This is a genomic window from Aerococcus kribbianus (genome assembly GCF_026805545.1).
GTDB classification, from domain to species: domain Bacteria; phylum Bacillota; class Bacilli; order Lactobacillales; family Aerococcaceae; genus Aerococcus; species Aerococcus kribbianus.
Genome location: NZ_JAPRFR010000001.1, coordinates 398,296 through 417,665 on the forward strand (window position 1 = coordinate 398,296; position 19,370 = coordinate 417,665).

Below are 19,370 nucleotides of genomic sequence, written 5' to 3' on the forward strand. Positions count from 1 at the left end.
AAATAGGAGAGATAAAAATGACAATTAATGTAATGATTAAATTAGTAATGGTAGCAACTTTTGTTCTAGGATTTGTATTACCTTATGGTTACTTCTTTGCTGGTAAACAAACTAAAACACGTTACAAGAAATCATTCTTCACTAATATTGCTTTTGTGGTTGCTGGTATCTTAATTGCCACAATCATTGCTTATAACCCTGGTATTGTAGAAGCGGCTGAAACAAGCGCTGCTGCAGAAGCTGGCTTGGCTACTGGTCTTGGCTATATCGCTGCTGCCTTATCTACTGGTTTATCTTGTGTTGGTGGCGGTATTGCCGTTGCTTCTGCTGCTTCTGCTGCCTTAGGTGCAATTTCAGAAGATGGTTCAATCTTCGGTCGTTCCCTTATCTTCGTTGGTCTTGCTGAAGGGGTTGCCTTATATGGTTTAATTATCTCCTTCATGATCTTAGGACAATTATAATTATGAAACAGTTTGTCTTAGCGGATAATTTAGATACCCTAATAGGCATGCGTTTAAGTGGTGTGGATGGGAAATTAGTCACTGAAAAAGATGACTTTACCAAAATTTTTAACGACTTGGTCACCAATGACAGCATTGCTTTAATGCTGATTTCCCCTAAGCTCATTGAAAAAAATCAAGACCTAATCAATGAGGTGCATTTTAACCAGTCAACCCCACTTATTACTGCTGTATTAGGGCCTAATGAATGGCAAGAAAAGAACAATCAAATTGCTGACACCATTCAATCAGCAATTGGTATCCAATTATAGAAAGGAGCCGTTGTCAGTGGAACTCGAAGAAAAACTGGCTTTTTTTGACAAGCAAGTCATGAAAGAAGCAAACGGCAATATTAATCAGCAAATCAGTCAATACCAAGATACTTTGCAAAAAGATTTTGATGATTATCAAGAAAAACTGCAAAAAAATTATAGCCAACGTTTGGAAAATGAAAAAACCAATACACGTAAGGAAATCAACAAAGAAATCTCCCAAACACAAATCAAACAACAAAGAGATCTTTTTGTTGAAGAAGAGAAATTAAAGAAATCTCTATTTGAACGTTTCCGTAATGAAATCAAGGACTATATGACTAAATCAGACTACCATGAGCAACTACAAGCCATGATTACTAGTATTGCAGACTTTGCTGGTCAAGAAGATTATGTCATTTATGTTGACCCCAAAGACCAAGAACTAGCTTCAACACTCTTGGCACCTAATAAGGGCACAATTAAAGTGTCTGACCGTGACTTCATTGGTGGTGTTCGAGGGGTTTTAACTGCCCGCAATATCCTAGTGGATTATTCTTTTTCCACTCTTCTAGCCAATGAGGAAGAAAATTTTATCTTGAAGGAGGTAGACGCTAGTGAACGCAACTAGTCAAATTCATGCGATTTCTGGTCCGATTGTTAAAGTTGCTGGCCCTACTGATTTCTCCATGCAAGAAATGGTGTATGTCGGTCACGACCAACTTATCGGTGAAGTTATCGCCATCTCAGATGAGGAAACAACCATCCAGGTCTACGAAGAAACAGCGGGGCTTACCCCTGGCGAAGACATCGTTGGTACTTCAATGCCGATGAAAGTGCAATTAGGACCAGGTCTTATCAATAATATTTATGACGGGATTGAACGTCCCCTAAAAGAAATTGAAAAACAATCCGGTTACATGATCAAACGCGGAATCAACGTGGCTGCCTTAGATACTAATAAAAAGTGGCCAGTGACAATGAAAGTCAAAACTGGAGAACAAGTATCAGGCGGGGTGGTTATCGCTGAAATTCCTGAATCAAATGCCGTTACTCATAAAGTGATGGTCCCCCCTCAAGTTGTGGGTGAAGTCGTTGAAGTGGTTAGTGATGGGGACTACACAGTCAATGATACCTTAGTCAAGGTAAAACATTTTGATGGTAGTTTGACCGAAATTAAGGCCTACCAAGAATGGCCTATCCGTCAAGCTCGCCCTGTGGCTGAACGTTATGAATCAACTATTCCCCTACTAACCGGACAACGTATTATCGACTCTGTTTTCCCAATTGCTAAGGGAGGAACAGCTGCTATCCCGGGTGGATTTGGTACAGGAAAAACTACCATGCAACATCAAATTGCTAAGTATGCCGACGCTGATATCATTATCTATATTGGTTGTGGCGAACGGGGCAACGAAATGACTGAAGTACTTGAAGACTTTTCTAAGTTAATTGACCCTCGTTCAAACGCTCCGTTGATGGAACGGACTGTCCTTATAGCTAATACCTCTAACATGCCAGTAGCAGCGCGGGAAGCTTCAATTTATACTGGTTTAACGATTGCTGAATACTATCGTGATATGGGTTATGATGTGGCCATTATGGCAGACTCTACTTCACGTTGGGCTGAAGCTTTACGTGAATTGTCTGGTCGTTTAGAAGAAATGCCTGCTGAAGAAGGTTACCCTGCTTATTTGGCAAGTCGAATTGCTACTTTCTATGAACGCGCGGGCTACATGCACAACCTCAACCATTCAGAAGGTTCAGTCTCTATTATCGGTGCGGTTTCCCCTCAAGGAGGAGACTTCTCGGAACCAGTGACACAAAATACTAAACGTTTTGTGCGTTGCTTCTGGGGACTTGATTCGAACCTAGCTCACGCACGTCACTACCCTGCCGTATCATGGATGAATTCTTATAGTCAATATGTTGGTGACTTAAGTAATTGGTACAATAAAAATATCTCTGAAGACTTTGTGGCTGATCGGGCTGAAATGGTGTCTCTACTTCATGAAGAAGACCAATTAATGGAAGTCGTTAAATTGATTGGACCCGATATTTTACCTGACCATCAAAAACTGGTCTTACAAACAGCTAAAGTCTTACGGCTTGGTTTCTTGCAACAAGCATCATTCCACAAAATTGATGCCACTGTTCCTATGGCTAAGCAAGCCCAAATGCTCCATGTAATTCTTTACCTACACCACCGGGCCAAAACATTAGTACAATGGGGTATGCCGATGTCATATATTAGTAAATCAGATATCTTTAATAAGGTGATTAATATGAAATTTGATGTTGCTAATGATGATCAAGCGGTCTTTGAAAACTATTATCAAGCAATCGATGCCTTCTATGAAAAAGCAATGGAAGAAAATGGCTAAGGAGGAATATAAATGGCAATCGAATATTTAGGATTAGACTCCATCGAGGGCCCCTTAGTTGTTGTTGACGGGGTCCGAGGAGCTGCATACAACGAAATCGTACGGTTTCGTTTCAATCGTTCAGAAGAAAAAATCGGTCAAGTTATCGCCATCGAAGGTGAAAAAGCCATGGTTCAGGTTTTTGACTCAACTACCTCTATGTCTTTAAATAATACCCATACAATTTTTTCAGGTCACGGTATGGAAATCGAATTGTCACCGGAAATTCAAGGTCGTATTTTTGATGGGATTGGTCGTCCAATCGATGGTCTAGGCGCTATCCACTCCAACATTAAACGTGATGTCAATGGTGCACCATTGAACCCAGTGTCACGGATTTATCCACGAGACTATATTGAAACAGGGTTCTCTGCTATTGATGGGTTGATGACCCTGATTCGGGGCCAAAAATTACCAATCTTCTCTGGTGATGGGATGAGTCACAATGAATTAGCCGCCCAAATCGTCAAACAAGCCAAACTAGGTGAAAACTCCGATGAAGAGTTTGCTGTTGTCTTTGCAGCTATGGGGGTAAAACATGATGTGGCCGATTTCTTTAGACGGTCCTTTGAAGAATCAGGTGCCTTAGACCATGTGACGATGTTTGTTAACTCAGCTGATGATCCAGTAATGGAACGGTTAATCACCCCACGTGTTGCCTTAACGACTGCAGAATACCTAGCCTATGACCTAGGTAAACATGTTTTGGTTGTTTTAACTGATATGACGTCCTTCTGTGAAGCCTTGCGTGAAGTATCATCCGCTAAACAGGAAATTCCTTCTCGTAAAGGCTACCCAGGTTACCTTTATTCTGAACTAGCGACGATTTATGAACGGGCAGGGATTGTCGCTGATCGCCCAGGATCAGTCACTCAAATCCCAATCCTCACTATGCCTAACGATGATATCACCCACCCAATTCCTGACTTAACAGGTTATATTACAGAAGGTCAAATTGTATTAGACCGTAGCCTAGAAGGTAAGAATATTTTCCCACCAGTTGGGATTCTCCCTTCCCTATCCCGTTTGATGAAGGATGGGATTGGTGAAGGTTATACCCGTGAGGACCATGGAGATGTGGCCAATCAACTTTTTGCCGCTTATTCAGGTGCAGCCGAAGCTAAGAGTCTCGCTTCGGTTATCGGAGAAGAAGAATTATCTGAAATTGACCGTACTTATCTCGACTTTGGTGACAAATTTGAAAAAGAATTTGTCGGCCAAGACGCTGATGAAACACGGTCAATCAAAGAAAGCTTAGATATCGGTTGGCAACTACTGCGTCAATTCCCTAAAGATGAGTTAACACGAATGGATACCGATATTCTCAGCAAATACTATGACCAAGAGCCTTCAGAAGAAACATCTCCTGAACAAGGTGGTGAAGACTAATGGACATCAATAGCGCTCCTACCAAGGGGAACTTGATGCAGATTGAAAAGACTCTAGACTTGTCTAAAAACGGCTATCAATTAATGGACCGTAAACGGATGATTCTGATGAATGAGCTTGTCTCCTTAGTTGACCAAGCCCAGAAGGCACAAGAAGACCTAGAAACTGCCTATCAAGAGGCCTATCATTACTTGGCTATGGCAACTTACGATAATGGAATGCTAAGTGTCCATGAAGCCGCAGAAGATATTCCAGAATCCAATGATTTAGAAGTCAAAGTGCGCTCCATTATGGGATCTGAAGTACCGGAGCTCCGTTACCCAGAACAAATGCTCTTACCTGCTTATTCTTTCTTTGATTTATCATTAGCCATGGATAAGGCGCGAATGGCCTTCACCAAAGTAAATGAAAAACAAATCAAATTAGCTCAAATTGAAAATGCCGCCTACCGGCTAGCTAACAATATGCAAAAGACACAAAAGCGGGTCAACGCCTTGCAAAATGTAACTATCCCGCAGCTAGAAACTGCTCAAAAGGAAATTTCTGCTGCCCTAGAAGAAAAAGAACGGGAAGAATTTACCCGGCTTAAAGTCGTAAAACGGATTTTAAATTCTTAAACTAAAGAGCCAAAGCCAGTCCATAGTTAATGGATTGGCCTTGGCTCTTTTATAATAATAAGATGTGCGTTAATCACATTAAGGGGACGGACCTGTGATTGCAAGTTCGACCAAAGAATGTGGCAAAAGTCCTTAAGAACAACAGTCTTAGACTAAAACTCGAAAGATGGCTACCAACCGTCAGATAGATTTTAGGAAAGGCATGTCAGTCATGCTTTGCAAAGCCCAACTCAACGATAAATTTTATCAAAAAATAAGAGGCTAGGATCTATCACCATAGCCTCTATAACTAGACTTGCTTTACCTTGTTTAGCAAGCTTAGTCTTCAATATCTGTATTGTAATAAACGTTTTGCACGTCATCATCATCTTCCAATTTATCGATTAAGCTTTCAAATTGTGTTTTATTTTCAGCTTGTAAAGGGATTTTAGTTTTAGGGACCATAGTTAATTCACCAGTCGCAAACTTGAATCCTTGCTCTTCTAAGGCATCACGGACATCTGCAAAGTCTTCGGCTTCAGTATAAATTTCAAAAACTTCATCAGAAGTTTGTAAATCTTCTGCACCAGCTTCGATAACAGCTTCAAACATTTCGTCTTCGTCGGTATCTAAACCTTCACGTTCAATGGCGAAATAACCTTTACGATCAAACATATAGGCCACAGAACCAGATTCTCCTAGACTACCACCATTCTTATTGAAAATGGTCCGTACGTTAGTTAAGGTCCGCATATTGTTATCAGTCAAGGTTTCCACGAAGACAGCAATCCCATCAGGACCGTAACCTTCATAGGTGATTTCAGCATAGTCTTCACCACCAGCAGAACTAGAGCCCTTGTCAATTGCCCGTTTGACATTATCATTAGGCATATTGGCGGACTTCGCCTTGTCCATTACCAAACGCAAGGAAGGGTTTGAGTCAGGGTCAGGGCCTCCTTGTTTTGTCGCCATATAAATTTCTCGAGATAATTTTTGGAAAACTTTAGCACGCTTGGCATCAGCGTCCCCTTTTTTGTTTTTGATCTTACTCCACTTATTATGTCCAGACAAGACAATACCTTCTTTCCTAATGTAAAATTCACCTTACCATTATAGCAAAAGACTAGACCTATAGCAATTTATGCTTTTGGCACCATCACTTTAAGCTTACTTGGCAAAATACTTAACTCCAAGGGAAGAGTCGGACCTGGGTCCCCGTCAACATTAGACTCAATATCATCTGATTTGTCATCGCTAGTAATTTCAATGTGCTGTCCCTTATAATAGCTCACATTATTGGCCTGTGAGACATTTCCATCGAATAAATTCTGCAAGGCCTCTTGACCAATTTCTAAGGCATTAGTATCCTTTAATACTAATAAATGCAACAAACCATCATCTACTCTAGCATCAGCCACCATCTGTTCCACTGAGCCCACACTATTGGTTAAAGCCACCAGGATAATTTCTGTGGTAATAGCATCAAGCTCTTCCCCATCTAACTTAATATGATAGGTTTGACCCTCATCATTAATTAAGGCATTGAAGCCATCTTTCAGGTAGGCAAAAAAGCCAAATTTTGACTTCTCTTCGCTCGATGTATGGTTTACTGCGTAAGGAATCTCTCCCAAGGCAACAACATTCATAAAATATTGGTCATTAATTTGACCAACATCTAATGGCTGCCAAGTGATATGCTCCAAAGCGCTTAATGCGTCTTCAAGTTTCAATGGGATTCCTAAGGCACGTGCTAAATCATTGACAGTACCCATTGGCAAAAAGCCAAATTTTAAAGGATTTTCCATCTTGGCTAAACCGTTAATGGCTTCATTTACGGTACCATCACCACCAACAACAAAATAGGTGTCCATATTTAAATCTTTGGCTAAATCAACAAAGGCTTCCGCATCTCCTGCTTTTTCTGTATAACGTAGCTCTATACGATCGAAATGCTTAGAGAGCATAGCCGAAATCTTCTCACTTAACCCATCTTTATTTTCTTTACCTGAACTAGGATTAATCACTAGTAAACAACCACTCATAAAACTTTCCTCCTCCAGTAATTCTAGAAGTTTGTAATAGTCACTCCCAGTATTCTTTGATATAATGATACCGTTAATTATTAAATTTGTCTTTAGATAAGAGAAGAAATTTGAGGTTTTTGTTATGGCGAATAGAGAAAATAAAGAATCAGTCTTTTTTTCTGTCAATGTTTTTCTTAAGGTACTTAAACGTTTTTTAGGACTCACCGCTTTAGGTCTGGGTCTATCTGCTTTACTAGGCTTAGGACTGGGTGTAGGTTACTTTGTAGGTTTGGTTGAAGATATGCCCGTCCCCAGCCAGGAAGAATTTGCTGGCACTATCAATAATGTAGAAGAACGCTCTCATCTCACTGACCACCAAGGAGAAGAAATCGGCACCTTACGGACAGACTTAGTCAGAACTAATGTGCCACTTGCTAACATTTCCGCGGATGTTGTTAACGGCTTGGTCGCCACTGAAGACGAAAACTTCTTCCACCATAATGGTGTAGTTCCTTCAGCAATCATTCGGGCTTTTGTGTCCCAATTTGCTTCTTCTGGTGCCTCTTCAGGAGGATCAACCATTACCCAACAATTAGTTAAACAACGCTTATTAACCAATGAGGTATCCATGGAACGTAAGGCTAAGGAAATTTTACTGTCCTTGCGTTTAGAACAGTTCTTCTCCAAAGAACAAATTCTAGAATCTTATTTAAATATTTCTCCTTATGGTCGTAATAACAAGGGAGAAAATATTGCAGGGATAGAAGAAGCTGCCAAAGGAGTATTCGGTGTGTCCGCTGATGAATTAAGCCTAGCCCAAGCGGCTTATCTAGTAGGAATGCCACAAAACCCTTACGCTTACACGCCTTACCAACAAGACGGTAGTTTAAAAAGCCAAGCCGAGTTACAAGCAGGTTTAGAGCGTCGTAAAGAAGTGCTCAATCGGATGTACCTAGAAGGCATTATTTCCAAATCAGATTACGACCAAGCCATGGCCTATGATGTCCGTCAAGACTTTATTGAGACAGAAGAAAGCGAATTGGAAGACGAAGATGACGATGAACGCTCATCCTTCCTCTACCAAGCCATTGAACGGGAAGCCCGACAATTGTTGTTTGATTATCTTCTTAGTAATGCTAACTTAGAAGCAGCCAACTTGTCAGATGAACAATATGCTAGCTATATGGAAGAAGCCGATTCTATGCTACGCAACAATGGCTTGACTATCCAATCTAGTATTGACTTAGACATATACAATGACATGAATGCCAATATAGAAAATGCCTATACTTCCTTTGGACCAACTTATACTTCTAGTCAAAATGATCCTGAAACCGGCGAAGAAGTCGAAGTCGTTGAACCCGTCCAAAATGGTACTGTCCTAATTGAAAATGCCACAGGTCGAATCATTGGTTTTGTTGGTGGGGTAGACTTTAATATCAGCCAAGTTGACCATGCCTTTTCATCACGGCGATCACCAGGATCAACCTTTAAACCCTTACTGACTTATGGACCTGCTATTGAAGAAGGCCTTGCAAGCCCAGCCACACCATTGGCAGATACTTATATGAAAGCCAAACAAGCTGACGGGACATACTGGGAACCAAGCAATTATGGTCAAAACATTTCTCACAGCTTTATTCCAGCCCGTCAAGCATTAGCTAATTCCCTCAACAATCCAACCATTTATCTCTATAATGAGTTATTAAATCAGGGGGTAGATGTTCAATCTTATGCCCAACGCTTAGGATTAAATAATGCTATTGCTGATGACGAATTTGAAAATATTGCCTTGTCGGTCGGAGGCACTTCTACTGGTCCAACCGTAGTGGAACTTGCTGGTGCCTATGCCAGTCTATCTAATCAGGGACAATACATCCAACCTTATCTGATTGAAGCCATCACCGATAGCAATGGCCATGAAATTTACCGTCACCAAGGGCAACCTGTCCAAGCCTTCTCACCTGATACAGCTTATATCGTAGGCGATATGTTAAGGGATGTGCTAACATCAGGCACTTGGTCACGGTTCAATGGGCAATTAGACACAAGTTTTGATTATTTCATCAAAACAGGAACATCAGAAGATAACCGTGACCTCTGGGTATCTGGTTCGACGCCAAGTGTCACCCTAACCTCTTGGATTGGTTATGACAATCTAACCCAATCACGAAATTTAGGTGATGATGCCCCATCAGATGTCTATGGTATGCCTGATAGCCGCCATGCCAATTATTGGATTCAACTCATGAATAACCTTGGAGCACAATACCCTGACTTAATGGGCGCCAATCAGATGCACCAAGAGCCAGAAGGTGTCCATGAAGAAACTATTGTTGCTGATACGGGTACCCTGCCAGGGTCATTTGAAGGACCTTACGGTAGCTCTTATACCATTCCAAATTCTGCTGAAATGACTACTGATCTCTTTCCAGCCGATATGAGTCCAAGAGAAGCTAACTTCTCTTATGCCATTGGTGGTAAATTAGATGAATTAGTCGAAGCTCTAGAAAAATATCGTAACCCTGGTAATGGACAAACAGAAACGCAGATTAATCGTGTGCGTAATAATTACCAAGAAAGACGAGCTGAGAATGAACGCGCCCGTCAAAACTTAGGTAATTAAAGCTTAAATGATATATAAAAAAAGCCGCCTATTTCAATAGGCGGCTTTTTTAGGTTATTAACCCATTATTTTGTAGAACCTTGTTCATTGATTTGATAATCCAAGGTCACTTTATTTTCAATTTCTTCGTCATCGTCAGCTTTACCCATTAATTTCGTTAAAATACGCATAGACACTGCTCCAATGTCGTATAGAGGCGGTTTAATAGAGCTTAAGTGTGGTCTAACTAGGTCAACTAATGGTGAGTTGTTAGATGAAACCACTTGGAAGTCCTCAGGAATTTTAACCCCATTGTCAATTAGGTAGTTACTTACAGTGACAGCTAGTTCGTCTCCTACAACGGCCAAGGCGTCAGCATCAGATGCCAAAATATCTTTGGCTACGTCATCACCGTTTTTGAAACGGGTGTCCTCAACCTTGAAGAGTAAGTTTTCATCCAAAGCAATACCTGCCTCTTCAAGTGCTTGTTTATAGCCATCAAAACGGTCAGTATTGTTATCAAAATAAGGTTCTGCTGCTAAGAAGGCAACTTTTTTAGCACCCTTATCAATCATACGCCCTACCATTTCCTTGAAAGCAGCCGTATAGTCAATATTAACTGAAGCAATGTCACTTTGATCATCTGATAAACCGGCCAAGACAAAAGGTGTCAACCGACGTTCCATTTCATCACGCACTTGATCAGGTAAATAATGTCCCATATAAACAATACCATCAACTTGTTTAGATAGGATTGAGGTTAAAACCTTCTGTGGATCCTTGGAATCCGCGTTAGCTAAAATGATATTGTAATCATACATTGAAGCTACATCATCAATTCCCAAAGCTAGAGAAGAGAAGAAAAGGTTTGTAACATTAGGAATGATTACACCAACTGTAGTGGTTTTTTTGCTGGCCAAACCACGAGCGACAGCATTAGGACGGTAGTCTAATTCTTTAATTACTGCTAGTACACGTTCTCTAGTCGCCGGTCTAACATTTGAATTTCCATTAACAACACGTGACACTGTGGCCATTGAAACCTCAGCTTCACGGGCAACATCATAGATTGTTACCGTTTGTTTTTCCATAAGTTAACATCTCCAATACACAATGATTTGATTTTAATATATCACGCGAACAGAAAAGGTGCAAGCGTTTCCTTTCACAGTCTTTTCTGTTTTCATCAACTTTCATAGTGTAACAGGAGAAAATAAAAATTGCAAGGAATAAGTTTTTTTAATCGGTTACCTTTCTTACTGGAAACGAAATCATCATTTGGCTAAGATAATATCGCAATAAAATTTATGCAGAGACTAAGGTAATCAATACAAAAAGAGGCTAGCACATTAGGCCAACCTCTTTAGGAATGATAAGTAATTATTTGTTTTCTTTATGATCTTTGGCTGTTGCCTTTACATCTTTAGCCACTTTGTCGGCATCTGCTTTTAAAGGTTGGGCAGTAGTTTTAGATTTTTCATTGGCTTTTTCTGCTTGTTTCTTACCATCTGCTAATTCTGCTTCAGCTTCTTTTGAAGCGTCTTTGGCTGTTTCTTTAGAGTCTTGGTAAGCTTTCTCAACTTCTTCACGAGCCACTTGATATTCCGAGCTAGCCACATCAGATACTTCATTTAATTGTACCTTCAAATTATCAGCACTTTCACGTAAGTTAGCGCGAATATCGTCTGCCGCTGTTGTTGCTGTGTCACGGATAACTGTTCCTTTTTCAGCTGCGATATCCGCATAATCCATAGCTGTCTCACGTAAACTTTCAGCTTGTTGGTTAATGTCTGCCCGCAATTCACGACCAGATTTTGGTGCGAATAATAAAGCTGTCACTGCAGCAGATGCTCCCCCGATAATTGCTCCTAATAAGAATGAACTTGTATTTCCTTTACCCATAATTAATCCCTCTTTCTATTAAAATGATTTTGATTTAGAGTGTTCTTTTGCTTTACGAATTTGCCGTCTTTTGGTCATTGCTTTAGCTGACTTACCAATTTTTTCGATCCCTGACACCCTAACTTTTTGACTGTCTTGATCGTCTTCTTGGTTATCATTGGTCATTTTGGCCTTGACGTCATCAACCTTTGTATTGGCAGTATTGGTGACATTCAACACTAAATCGCGGGTTGAATCATTGACATCAGAAACGGTAATCCCAATATCACCAATAGCTTTAAACAAAGGATCGGTATGGGAAACCTTACCATTGATATCATCTAATAAAACATTAGATTTATTGAGTAAGCCTTGTGCCTCGATAGAAATGCCATCGACATCCTTACGTAGTACCGCAATAGTTTGATTGGCTTCTTCGACCGTTTTACTTACTTCAGAAATTGTTTTGGTGAGTTGCCGTAACAATAGAATAATAAAAACGACCAGCGCAGCAAAGGCAACGGCTGCAATCAAACCAGCAACTTGGCCCCATGTCATTCGCTCATCACATCCTTCTCCTAATTATCATTAGATATTTTTTATAAGAATATAGTAACATTAATTGAAAGGCATTACAAAAGATAATTCGTTAAGCTAACAAATTATTCCAATCTTTGGTAAACTAACATTAAAATTGTGAAAGGATAAGATATATGCAATATATTCGTCAAACTTTAGTTAATTATTTTCAATCCATTGATTTTTCAGCGGTCATCGAAACGATACTCTTACGCACCATCCAAATTATTATGACTGTTATTATTTTATGGCTTTTAAAACGGATCTTGAGTCGTTTGGTAGAAGCTTATTTCGATAAAACCAAAGCGGTTGATGGCTCGCTCTACCGTCGCCTCACCCTTAAAAAACTCTTGCTCAATATCATCCAATACTCTTACTACTTCTTACTCGCCTACTCCTTATTAGCCATTATTGGCGTTCCTGTAGCCACTCTCTTAGCTGGGGCCGGGGTGGCCAGCTTAGCGATTGGTCTTGGAGCCCAAGGTTTTGTGACTGACATGGTCAATGGCATTTTCATTCTAGTAGAACGGCAATTCGATGTAGGTGAAGATGTTAGAATTAATGATTATTCGGGCACCATTGAAAATATTGGTATCCGAACAACTGTTTTGCGTGATTTTAATGGGGCAGTCCATTTCATTCCTAATCGTAATATCGAAAATGTTACCAATGATTCTCGCCTACCACGTCGAGCTGATATTGATTTAATGATTGATCCCACGACTGACATGGAAGCATTGGATCAATTAATTAAAGACACTGTTACTGCCAGCCTACCTAATGACCATCTCGTTCAAGAACCGAATTTTTATGGGGTGACTCGTGATAGTGAGGGGCGGTTAATTTACCGCGTTCGCTTTATGTGTAAAAACGATGAACAATGGGATGTCGAACCTTATTACTACGCCCTACTCACTCATACCCTGGCTAAAAATCATATCAACCAACCGCTTATAGTAAGTCCTTCCACCATAACTCCTAAATAATTAAACAACTAAATCATAAAAAAAGCGCTAGATCTGAGTGTAAACTACCACAAGAGCTAGCGCTTTTCATTGTTCAATTATTGCCAATAGTCTTCTGGAATTAAATTATTATCCCGATTATAGAAGGCCACTGATTTATTTCCTGCTTTATCTATAGTTAAAATGGCATAAGAAGGTTTTGGGTATTCTCCTCTTGGTAGGCGAATACTTCCAGGATTAATTATTAAAACACCCTCTGTTTCATGACAATCCATCACATGAGTGTGACCATAGCAAACAATATCTGCTTGCTTTTCTTTGGCTAAGGACACTAATGTCTGGTCCCCTTGCTTCACTTGGTGGAGGTGGCCATGGACAATGACAATTTTCCCTTGGTCAGTGTCTAAGACTGCCTCAGTCGCAAAAGGATAAAAATCCATATTGCCTTGAACAGTGGTATAGAGATTCCAGATAGTGTCTTGGTCAGATAATTCGGAATCACCACAATGAATATAATAATCCACCTGATCACTATAACGGCTAACTAAATCCGTTAAGATTTGACTGTCCCCATGGCTGTCACTAAGAATCAATATTTGCAAATAGGACACTTCCTTTCTCGTTGAAGTCAGCAGCGAGTTGGCGTAAGGCTTGACCGCGATGGGAAATGGCAGCTTTCTCTTCGGCAGTCATTTGGGCAGTGGTTTTATCCTTACTAGGAACATAAAATAAGGAATCATAACCAAAGCCGTTATCGCCAATTTCTTGCATCAGAATTTCACCTGCTAATTGCCCTTTATAGTCCCTTACTAATTGTCCCTGACCATCCGCAAGGGCTAAGACACAGGTGAAATGGGCTTGCCGCTTGCCAACTGGAACATCATTTAATTCTCGCAATAATTTTTCTCGGTTGGCTTGATCATTTTTTTCCAAGCCCGCATATCGGGCTGAATAAATTCCTGGGGCACCATCTAAGGCATCAACACTTAAACCCGAATCGTCGGCAATCACTGGTAAGCCTAAAAATTTGGCTGCTGTTTGGGCTTTAATAGCAGCATTTTCTGCAAAAGTTTGCCCTGTTTCGGCAATATCACCAATTTCAGGATGGTCTAATAAACTTTCTACTGTAATTCCAGACTCAGCAAACATTTGCTCAAACTCAGTTACTTTACCTGGGTTACTAGTAGCAATCACTACTTTTTTCACCACAACACTCATCCTTTCTCTGCTATATCGATATGCTTGGAACTTACGTTTCTGCCTAACCATTCACTGGCAATTTCATCAAATAATTCAGTCGATCCTGTTGTATAGAAATGGTACTGGGGTCTTTGCGCTTCTTCAGCCGTCAAATCTTCATAGTCTAAGATTGAAGCCAGGTCCGCTACAGTTTCCTTACCTGAGTCTATTAAACCAACACCAGATCCCATCGTTTTTTGAATAATAGGCGCCAATAAGGGAAAATGTGTACAGCCTAAAATCAGGGTATCCACTTTGGCCCGCCGCATACCTTGCAGTTGTTGGTGGACTAATTTTTTGGCTAGTGGGCTTTTATAATCATGACTCTCCACTAAGGACACAAAATTAGGACAAGCTAAAGCAGTGACTTGGAGATTAGGGTTTTTCTTATAAAGAATTCGTTCATAATAACCTGATTTTACGGTTCCCTCTGTCGCTATTAAACCAATCCGTCCAGTTTGACTATACTTATTGGCGGCTAAAGCTCCCGGCTTAATGACACCCAAAACTGGAATAGGCATATGGTCCTGTAAATAAGTCAAAGCAACGGCTGTAGCTGTATTACATGCAATGACTAGTACTTTAATGCCTTGGCTTAACAGAAATTGAGCAAGTTCCTCAGTAAATTCTAAGATTTGACTCGCCTCTCTCGGCCCATAAGGACAGCGTGCATTATCTCCTATATAAATCAAAGACTCATTAGGTAGCTGACGCATGGCTTCTTTAAAGACGGTCAACCCACCAACTCCCGAATCTAATATTCCAATGGCTCCTGACATGTCAATACCTCCAATGTCATGTTGCGCCTATTTCAAGGCCAATATGCTATAATTATATCAAAACAACTTATGAAAAACGACTCAATCAGCTTGCTTTAAAGGAGGAGCTTATGAATATTGCACTCATTGCACACGATTCAAAAAAGGCTTTAATGGTTGATTTTACGACGGCCTACCAAGATATTTTGGCTAAGCACCAGCTCTATGCCACTGGAACCACTGGCCAAAAAATTATGGATAATACTCAGTTAAATGTTCATCGTTTTCAATCTGGGCCTTTGGGAGGAGACCAACAAATTGGTGCTGCTGTCTCAGAAAATGACATGGACTTAGTCATCTTCCTCCGTGACCCCCTTGCAGCCATGCCCCATGAACCTGATGTCAACGCATTAATTCGACTTTGTGACGTTTACAATGTGCCCCTAGCCACTAATATCGGTACCGCTGAAGTCTTAGTACGGGGGCTAGAGGCTGGCTTCATGGACTGGCGCCCTAACTATGAACATGGAAGTCTTAACAAGGATATTCGGGCCAATCTTGCCCATGGAGATATTGACCGCGACTAGGCTTTCATCACGTCTTGAGGCTGTGATGGAGAACATAATAAATAAATAGTTAGATAATACAAAAAGAGAGGCTGGGACAAATGTCCCAGCCTCTTCGTAATATATGAACTCTTATCACTTCGTTGAATTCGCAAAAGCAAGAGCTTTGGTAGCTAATCGCTATCTTCAGTGTTTTGGTCCAAGGCTTCAGTTCTCCCGCTTTTTAGCGCATCTTCTCACAATTTTATTGATATTGTTCTAGAATTTGTTCTAAGCGTTCTTTTGGTGTATAACCAACTAATTGGTCAACCACTTGCCCGTTCTTTTTAATCATCAAGGTTGGGATAGACATGATACCAAATTCACTCGCTGTTTGCGGATTATCATCCACATCCATCTTAGTGAATTTCACTTGGTCGCCCATTTCATCATCTAATTGCTCCACGATTGGGGATTGCATCCGACATGGACCACACCAAGTTGCCCAAAAGTCGATTAAGACTAAACCGTCTTGAGTTTCTTCTGTAAAGTTTTGATCTGTAATTGCTTTAACCATTTACACGACCTCCTTAGTCAGTATTATAACATCGTCATCTTTGAATCCAGAATAATGTGCTTAACCTTTGAATTTAACAATGGTAGCACCATTACCTCCCATATTGTAAGGAGCGAATTCAAAACTTTCAACTTGGGAGTGTTGGCGCAAGTATTTATGGACACCCTTACGTAGGGCGCCCGTGCCGTGACCGTGAATAATGGTCACTTGACCATGGTTAGCTAATAAGGCCGAATCGATAAATTGGTCAAGCTGGGTCATGGCCTCTTCATAACGTTGCCCCCGCAAGTCTAACTCGGTTTTAACACTTTTGGCTTTTTTTGCTTTGATACCGGCCCGTTTGCCAGAATTCTCCTGGTGATTGTTTTTGGCTTGGATTAGAGTCACATTCTTTTTAGGCACTTCGACCTTAAGAGCACCCATTTGAACCAACCAGCCGCCATCACGTTTTTCCACCAAGGTTCCTCTCTGGTCATAAGGAGCAATCTTAACTTCATCTCCAGGACCAAGTTTATGGTCTTTTTGTTTTTGACGTTTGGCTTTTTTCAATACTTTATTATCTTTTAATTGTCGTTCTTCTTGACTTAGATTGTCAATTTCTTTTTGTTTGGCAATCATCTGGTGCTCTTTGACTGCTTGGCCATTAGGATTAGCCCGTTGCCATTCACGGATATCACCAATAAGTTTTTTAGCTTGGTCTTTGGTGTCAGAAACAATGGCATTGGCTTCTTTGCGCGCTCGTTCTAAGTAACGTTCCTTATCCGCTCTTAATTTATTATATACATCAGCAATTTCTTGTCGCAATTGTTCTGATTCTTGAATCTCTTGATTGAGATTAGCCAATTGTTCTTCATATGCCTGCCGTTTACTTTCCATTTCTAATAACATGTCATTGAGATTCTTCTCATCATGCGCAAGTTCAGACCGTGCTTCTTGAACGATGTTACTATCGAGGCCTAAACGTTGGGAAATATCCAAGGCATTACTCCCGCCCGGTATACCAATTAATAGTTCATAGGCAGGCTGCAAGCTCTCTTCATCGAAAACCATAGAGGCATTTATGGCTGCTGGATGGTCGAAAGCATAAGCCTTTAATTCTGGATAGTGAGTAGAGGTTAGCACCGTTGCTTGTAAAAAAGCCAAACGATTTAAAATGGCTTTAGCCAATGCTGCCCCTTCCTTAGGATCGGTTCCTGAACCCAACTCATCAATTAAAACCAAGTTCTGAGAATCCGCCTGCTCCAAAATATCAATAATATTTTTCATATGGCCTGAGAAAGTTGACAAACTTTGTTCCAAGGATTGCTCGTCACCAATATCGGCATAGATAGCGTTGAAAACAGCAATTTCACTACCTTCTTCTGCAGTAATATAGAGACCGGCTTGACCCATTAGCTGTAATAGCCCAGCTGTTTTTAAGGTGATGGTTTTCCCACCAGTGTTAGGGCCCGTAATAACAATCATGTCATAGTCATCGGTAAAATAAATATCATTGGCCACCACCTGGTCAATAGGAATAAAGGGGTGCCGTGCGCTATTCAAGTGCATATTTTGCTTGCTAGCCAGTTGAGGACGTTTGGCTTGGATGCGCTTGGCATAACGATACTTGGCTTGAACAAAGTCCAGATAAGCTAAGATATAGGCATTATGCTCAATCGCATCACGATAAGGCATCAAAGTTTGCGAGAGATCAGCTAAGATTTGCCGGATTTCTTCCTTTTCCTCACTGCGAAGACTAGATAACTTATTATTAGCATCTAGAACTGATTGAGGTTCGATATACAAGGTTTGCCCGCTAGAAGATTGGTCATGAACTACCCCACCAAAAGCATAGCGGTACTCTTGTTTAACTGGTAAAACAAAACGATTATTACGAATAGTAATTAATTGGTCACTCAATTGTTTGGCCTTATCAGACTTAATTAATTGATTGAGTTTAACCCGAATTTGTGCTTCTTCAGATTTTATCGCTTGACGTAAGCCATGGAGTTTAGGACTGGCCGCATCATAAACAGTTCCATCATCAGCAATCGACTCCACCAAACGCTTGCTTAGCTTAGACACATCCGCTAATTCTTCTTCATAAACTGCTAAAGCAGGTATTTCGATATCTGTTTCAGCAACTTTCTTATAAAAATCTGCCACCTCAGTTGCAGCACGTAAGACTTTAGCAATGGTCGCTAGTTCCTTACCGTTTAGGTCAGCTTCCATCGCTAGACGCTGCAAATAAGGACGTATATTCGCTAATTGTCCAATTGGAAAAGCCATTGCTTCTTCATCTAGACGCTGTACATCTTCAACCTCGTCTAGAGCTTTAACGATCGCTTGAGCATCAGTCATCGCTTCCAATTTCAAGGCCCGTTTTTGACCTAATTCCGTCTGCGTTTCTTGGGCCAATTCACGTCGGACCTGATCAAAAGCTAGTAATTGGTATATTTTTTGGTTCAATACAATCTCCTCTAATCATTCATCATTTCATTCTATAAAGTTGCTACCCCATCTAGCCATAAGGAGAGGATATGTTTAGAAAAGAATGGGACTTGGCGAATAAAGAAATCACTCACCATATTATCAGCTAGAAAATTCTGTAGCCACGGGAAAGTCAACGTTGCTAAAAAAGTAAACAAGAGACAAAGGCACAAGCTAGTATAAATAATAGCAACTATTCCCCCGACTAAAACATCGCGATTTTTAGGATACATTTTATCTTGTTTAGAGGGCATAAAAGCCTTGATACTGTGGGTTACAATCATTATTAGAATAAAGATTAAAATAAAGGCCACCGCTTGAAAATAAACCTGGTCCATCTGTCGAATCATATTTTGAGGAAAATAAACAAAATCACTTTGCAATGATAAGCCTGGATAAGGAACCCACAAAGCTGTCCAAGCCGCTAGGGGCTTGTAGAAAATACTGGCACAAAAATAGGCAAGTAACATGCCTACAAACTTTGCGGTTGCCTGGCGACTACCCTCTTGAATCGTGTGGAAGGCATCTAAACTATATAAAACCAAAACTAGGATTAGGGTCATAGTAAG

At 40.5% G+C, this 19,370-nt stretch carries 20 protein-coding genes; 9 read left to right on the forward strand and 11 right to left on the reverse strand.

Features of this window, described 5'->3' with window-relative positions; translation table 11 throughout:
* Positions 1-17 precede the first annotated feature (17 nt).
* Genes OW157_RS01890 through OW157_RS01915 form a run of 6 tightly spaced genes read left to right on the forward strand, consistent with a single transcriptional unit; the run spans position 18 to position 5,180 of the window.
* Complete coding sequence (locus OW157_RS01890; protein ID WP_268751638.1) at positions 18-461, forward strand: ATP synthase subunit C; 444 nt, start codon at positions 18-20, stop codon at positions 459-461.
* 2 nt (positions 462-463) lie between these two features.
* Complete coding sequence (locus OW157_RS01895; protein WP_268751639.1) at positions 464-772, forward strand: V-type ATP synthase subunit F; 309 nt, start codon at positions 464-466, stop codon at positions 770-772.
* Positions 773-788: 16 nt separating this feature from the next.
* The gene (locus OW157_RS01900; RefSeq protein ID WP_268751640.1) at positions 789-1,382 is read left to right on the forward strand and encodes a V-type ATP synthase subunit E; all 594 of its coding nucleotides are present in this window, start codon (positions 789-791) and stop codon (positions 1,380-1,382) included.
* Positions 1,369-3,135, forward strand: a complete 1,767-nt coding sequence (locus tag OW157_RS01905) for a V-type ATP synthase subunit A (RefSeq protein WP_268751641.1) — start codon at positions 1,369-1,371, stop codon at positions 3,133-3,135. The genes OW157_RS01900 and OW157_RS01905 overlap by 14 nt, the downstream gene beginning before the upstream one ends.
* A gap of 12 nt (positions 3,136-3,147) precedes the next feature.
* The gene (locus OW157_RS01910) at positions 3,148-4,563 is read left to right on the forward strand and encodes a V-type ATP synthase subunit B (RefSeq protein ID WP_268751642.1); all 1,416 of its coding nucleotides are present in this window, start codon (positions 3,148-3,150) and stop codon (positions 4,561-4,563) included.
* Complete coding sequence (locus OW157_RS01915) at positions 4,563-5,180, forward strand: V-type ATP synthase subunit D (RefSeq protein ID WP_268751643.1); 618 nt, start codon at positions 4,563-4,565, stop codon at positions 5,178-5,180. The genes OW157_RS01910 and OW157_RS01915 overlap by 1 nt, the downstream gene beginning before the upstream one ends.
* Positions 5,181-5,498: 318 nt before the next feature.
* Here OW157_RS01915 and OW157_RS01920 read toward each other — a convergent pair whose 3' ends face one another.
* Positions 5,499-6,230 carry a YebC/PmpR family DNA-binding transcriptional regulator gene (locus OW157_RS01920; protein ID WP_268751644.1) on the reverse strand — a complete coding sequence of 244 codons (732 nt, stop codon included), beginning with the start codon at positions 6,228-6,230 and terminating at the stop codon, positions 5,499-5,501.
* Positions 6,231-6,298: 68 nt separating this feature from the next.
* The gene (locus tag OW157_RS01925; protein ID WP_268751645.1) at positions 6,299-7,201 is read right to left on the reverse strand and encodes a diacylglycerol/lipid kinase family protein; all 903 of its coding nucleotides are present in this window, start codon (positions 7,199-7,201) and stop codon (positions 6,299-6,301) included.
* 124 nt (positions 7,202-7,325) lie between these two features.
* On the opposite strand from OW157_RS01925, the gene OW157_RS01930 reads away from it, so the two are divergent.
* Positions 7,326-9,809: a transglycosylase domain-containing protein gene (locus OW157_RS01930; RefSeq protein WP_268751646.1), complete on the forward strand. Its 2,484-nt coding sequence runs from the start codon at positions 7,326-7,328 to the stop codon at positions 9,807-9,809.
* A gap of 65 nt (positions 9,810-9,874) precedes the next feature.
* Here OW157_RS01930 and OW157_RS01935 read toward each other — a convergent pair whose 3' ends face one another.
* The 3 genes from OW157_RS01935 to OW157_RS01945 form a co-directional block, all read right to left on the reverse strand.
* Positions 9,875-10,879 carry a substrate-binding domain-containing protein gene (locus OW157_RS01935; protein ID WP_268751647.1) on the reverse strand — a complete coding sequence of 335 codons (1,005 nt, stop codon included), beginning with the start codon at positions 10,877-10,879 and terminating at the stop codon, positions 9,875-9,877.
* Between the two features lie 289 nt (positions 10,880-11,168).
* A complete protein-coding gene (locus OW157_RS01940) occupies positions 11,169-11,690 on the reverse strand; it encodes a YtxH domain-containing protein (RefSeq protein WP_268751648.1) in 522 nt (173 codons plus the stop codon).
* Positions 11,691-11,708: 18 nt separating this feature from the next.
* The gene (locus tag OW157_RS01945) at positions 11,709-12,227 is read right to left on the reverse strand and encodes a DUF948 domain-containing protein (RefSeq protein ID WP_268751649.1); all 519 of its coding nucleotides are present in this window, start codon (positions 12,225-12,227) and stop codon (positions 11,709-11,711) included.
* Between the two features lie 155 nt (positions 12,228-12,382).
* Between OW157_RS01945 and OW157_RS01950 the strand changes: the two genes are divergently transcribed.
* Entirely contained in the window at positions 12,383-13,234 is an 852-nt protein-coding gene (locus tag OW157_RS01950) for a mechanosensitive ion channel family protein (protein WP_268751650.1), read from the forward strand.
* 77 nt (positions 13,235-13,311) lie between these two features.
* On the opposite strand, the gene OW157_RS01955 is transcribed toward OW157_RS01950, so the two are convergent.
* From OW157_RS01955 to racE, 3 genes are read right to left on the reverse strand one after another with little or no spacing between them, the layout of a single operon-like run.
* Positions 13,312-13,815, reverse strand: coding sequence for a metallophosphoesterase (locus OW157_RS01955; RefSeq protein ID WP_268751651.1), 504 nt, complete (start codon positions 13,813-13,815; stop codon positions 13,312-13,314).
* Positions 13,796-14,422, reverse strand: a complete 627-nt coding sequence (locus tag OW157_RS01960) for an XTP/dITP diphosphatase (RefSeq protein ID WP_268751652.1) — start codon at positions 14,420-14,422, stop codon at positions 13,796-13,798. Before OW157_RS01960 ends, OW157_RS01955 begins: the two co-directional genes overlap by 20 nt.
* Positions 14,423-14,427: 5 nt before the next feature.
* Complete coding sequence (racE, locus tag OW157_RS01965; RefSeq protein WP_268751653.1) at positions 14,428-15,231, reverse strand: glutamate racemase; 804 nt, start codon at positions 15,229-15,231, stop codon at positions 14,428-14,430.
* 110 nt (positions 15,232-15,341) lie between these two features.
* Here racE and mgsA point away from each other — a divergent pair, with 110 nt between their 5' ends.
* On the forward strand, positions 15,342-15,797 hold the full coding sequence (mgsA, locus tag OW157_RS01970) for a methylglyoxal synthase (RefSeq protein ID WP_268751654.1): 456 nt from the start codon (positions 15,342-15,344) through the stop codon (positions 15,795-15,797).
* 223 nt (positions 15,798-16,020) lie between these two features.
* On the opposite strand, the gene trxA is transcribed toward mgsA, so the two are convergent.
* From trxA to OW157_RS01985, 3 genes are read right to left on the reverse strand one after another with little or no spacing between them, the layout of a single operon-like run.
* Positions 16,021-16,332: a thioredoxin gene (trxA, locus tag OW157_RS01975; RefSeq protein WP_268751655.1), complete on the reverse strand. Its 312-nt coding sequence runs from the start codon at positions 16,330-16,332 to the stop codon at positions 16,021-16,023.
* 60 nt (positions 16,333-16,392) lie between these two features.
* Positions 16,393-18,780, reverse strand: coding sequence for an endonuclease MutS2 (locus OW157_RS01980; RefSeq protein ID WP_268751656.1), 2,388 nt, complete (start codon positions 18,778-18,780; stop codon positions 16,393-16,395).
* Between the two features lie 32 nt (positions 18,781-18,812).
* Positions 18,813-19,364, reverse strand: a complete 552-nt coding sequence (locus OW157_RS01985; protein WP_268751657.1) for a CvpA family protein — start codon at positions 19,362-19,364, stop codon at positions 18,813-18,815.
* Positions 19,365-19,370 lie beyond the last annotated feature (6 nt).

Bases quoted from the DNA above. Each gene is read 5' to 3' on its own strand.
- OW157_RS01925 (WP_268751645.1), bottom strand. From the start codon at position 7,201: ATGAGTGGTTGTTTACTAGTGATTAATCCTAGTTCAGGTAAAGAAAAT.
- OW157_RS01935 (WP_268751647.1), bottom strand. From the start codon at position 10,879: ATGGAAAAACAAACGGTAACAATCTATGATGTTGCCCGTGAAGCTGAG.
- racE (WP_268751653.1), bottom strand. From the start codon at position 15,231: ATGTCAGGAGCCATTGGAATATTAGATTCGGGAGTTGGTGGGTTGACC.
- mgsA (WP_268751654.1), top strand. From the start codon at position 15,342: ATGAATATTGCACTCATTGCACACGATTCAAAAAAGGCTTTAATGGTT.
- OW157_RS01930 (WP_268751646.1), top strand. From the start codon at position 7,326: ATGGCGAATAGAGAAAATAAAGAATCAGTCTTTTTTTCTGTCAATGTT.
- trxA (WP_268751655.1), bottom strand. From the start codon at position 16,332: ATGGTTAAAGCAATTACAGATCAAAACTTTACAGAAGAAACTCAAGAC.
- OW157_RS01940 (WP_268751648.1), bottom strand. From the start codon at position 11,690: ATGGGTAAAGGAAATACAAGTTCATTCTTATTAGGAGCAATTATCGGG.
- OW157_RS01950 (WP_268751650.1), top strand. From the start codon at position 12,383: ATGCAATATATTCGTCAAACTTTAGTTAATTATTTTCAATCCATTGAT.
- OW157_RS01945 (WP_268751649.1), bottom strand. From the start codon at position 12,227: ATGACATGGGGCCAAGTTGCTGGTTTGATTGCAGCCGTTGCCTTTGCT.
- OW157_RS01985 (WP_268751657.1), bottom strand. From the start codon at position 19,364: ATGACCCTAATCCTAGTTTTGGTTTTATATAGTTTAGATGCCTTCCAC.
- OW157_RS01915 (WP_268751643.1), top strand. From the start codon at position 4,563: ATGGACATCAATAGCGCTCCTACCAAGGGGAACTTGATGCAGATTGAA.
- OW157_RS01890 (WP_268751638.1), top strand. From the start codon at position 18: ATGACAATTAATGTAATGATTAAATTAGTAATGGTAGCAACTTTTGTT.
- OW157_RS01895 (WP_268751639.1), top strand. From the start codon at position 464: ATGAAACAGTTTGTCTTAGCGGATAATTTAGATACCCTAATAGGCATG.
- OW157_RS01910 (WP_268751642.1), top strand. From the start codon at position 3,148: ATGGCAATCGAATATTTAGGATTAGACTCCATCGAGGGCCCCTTAGTT.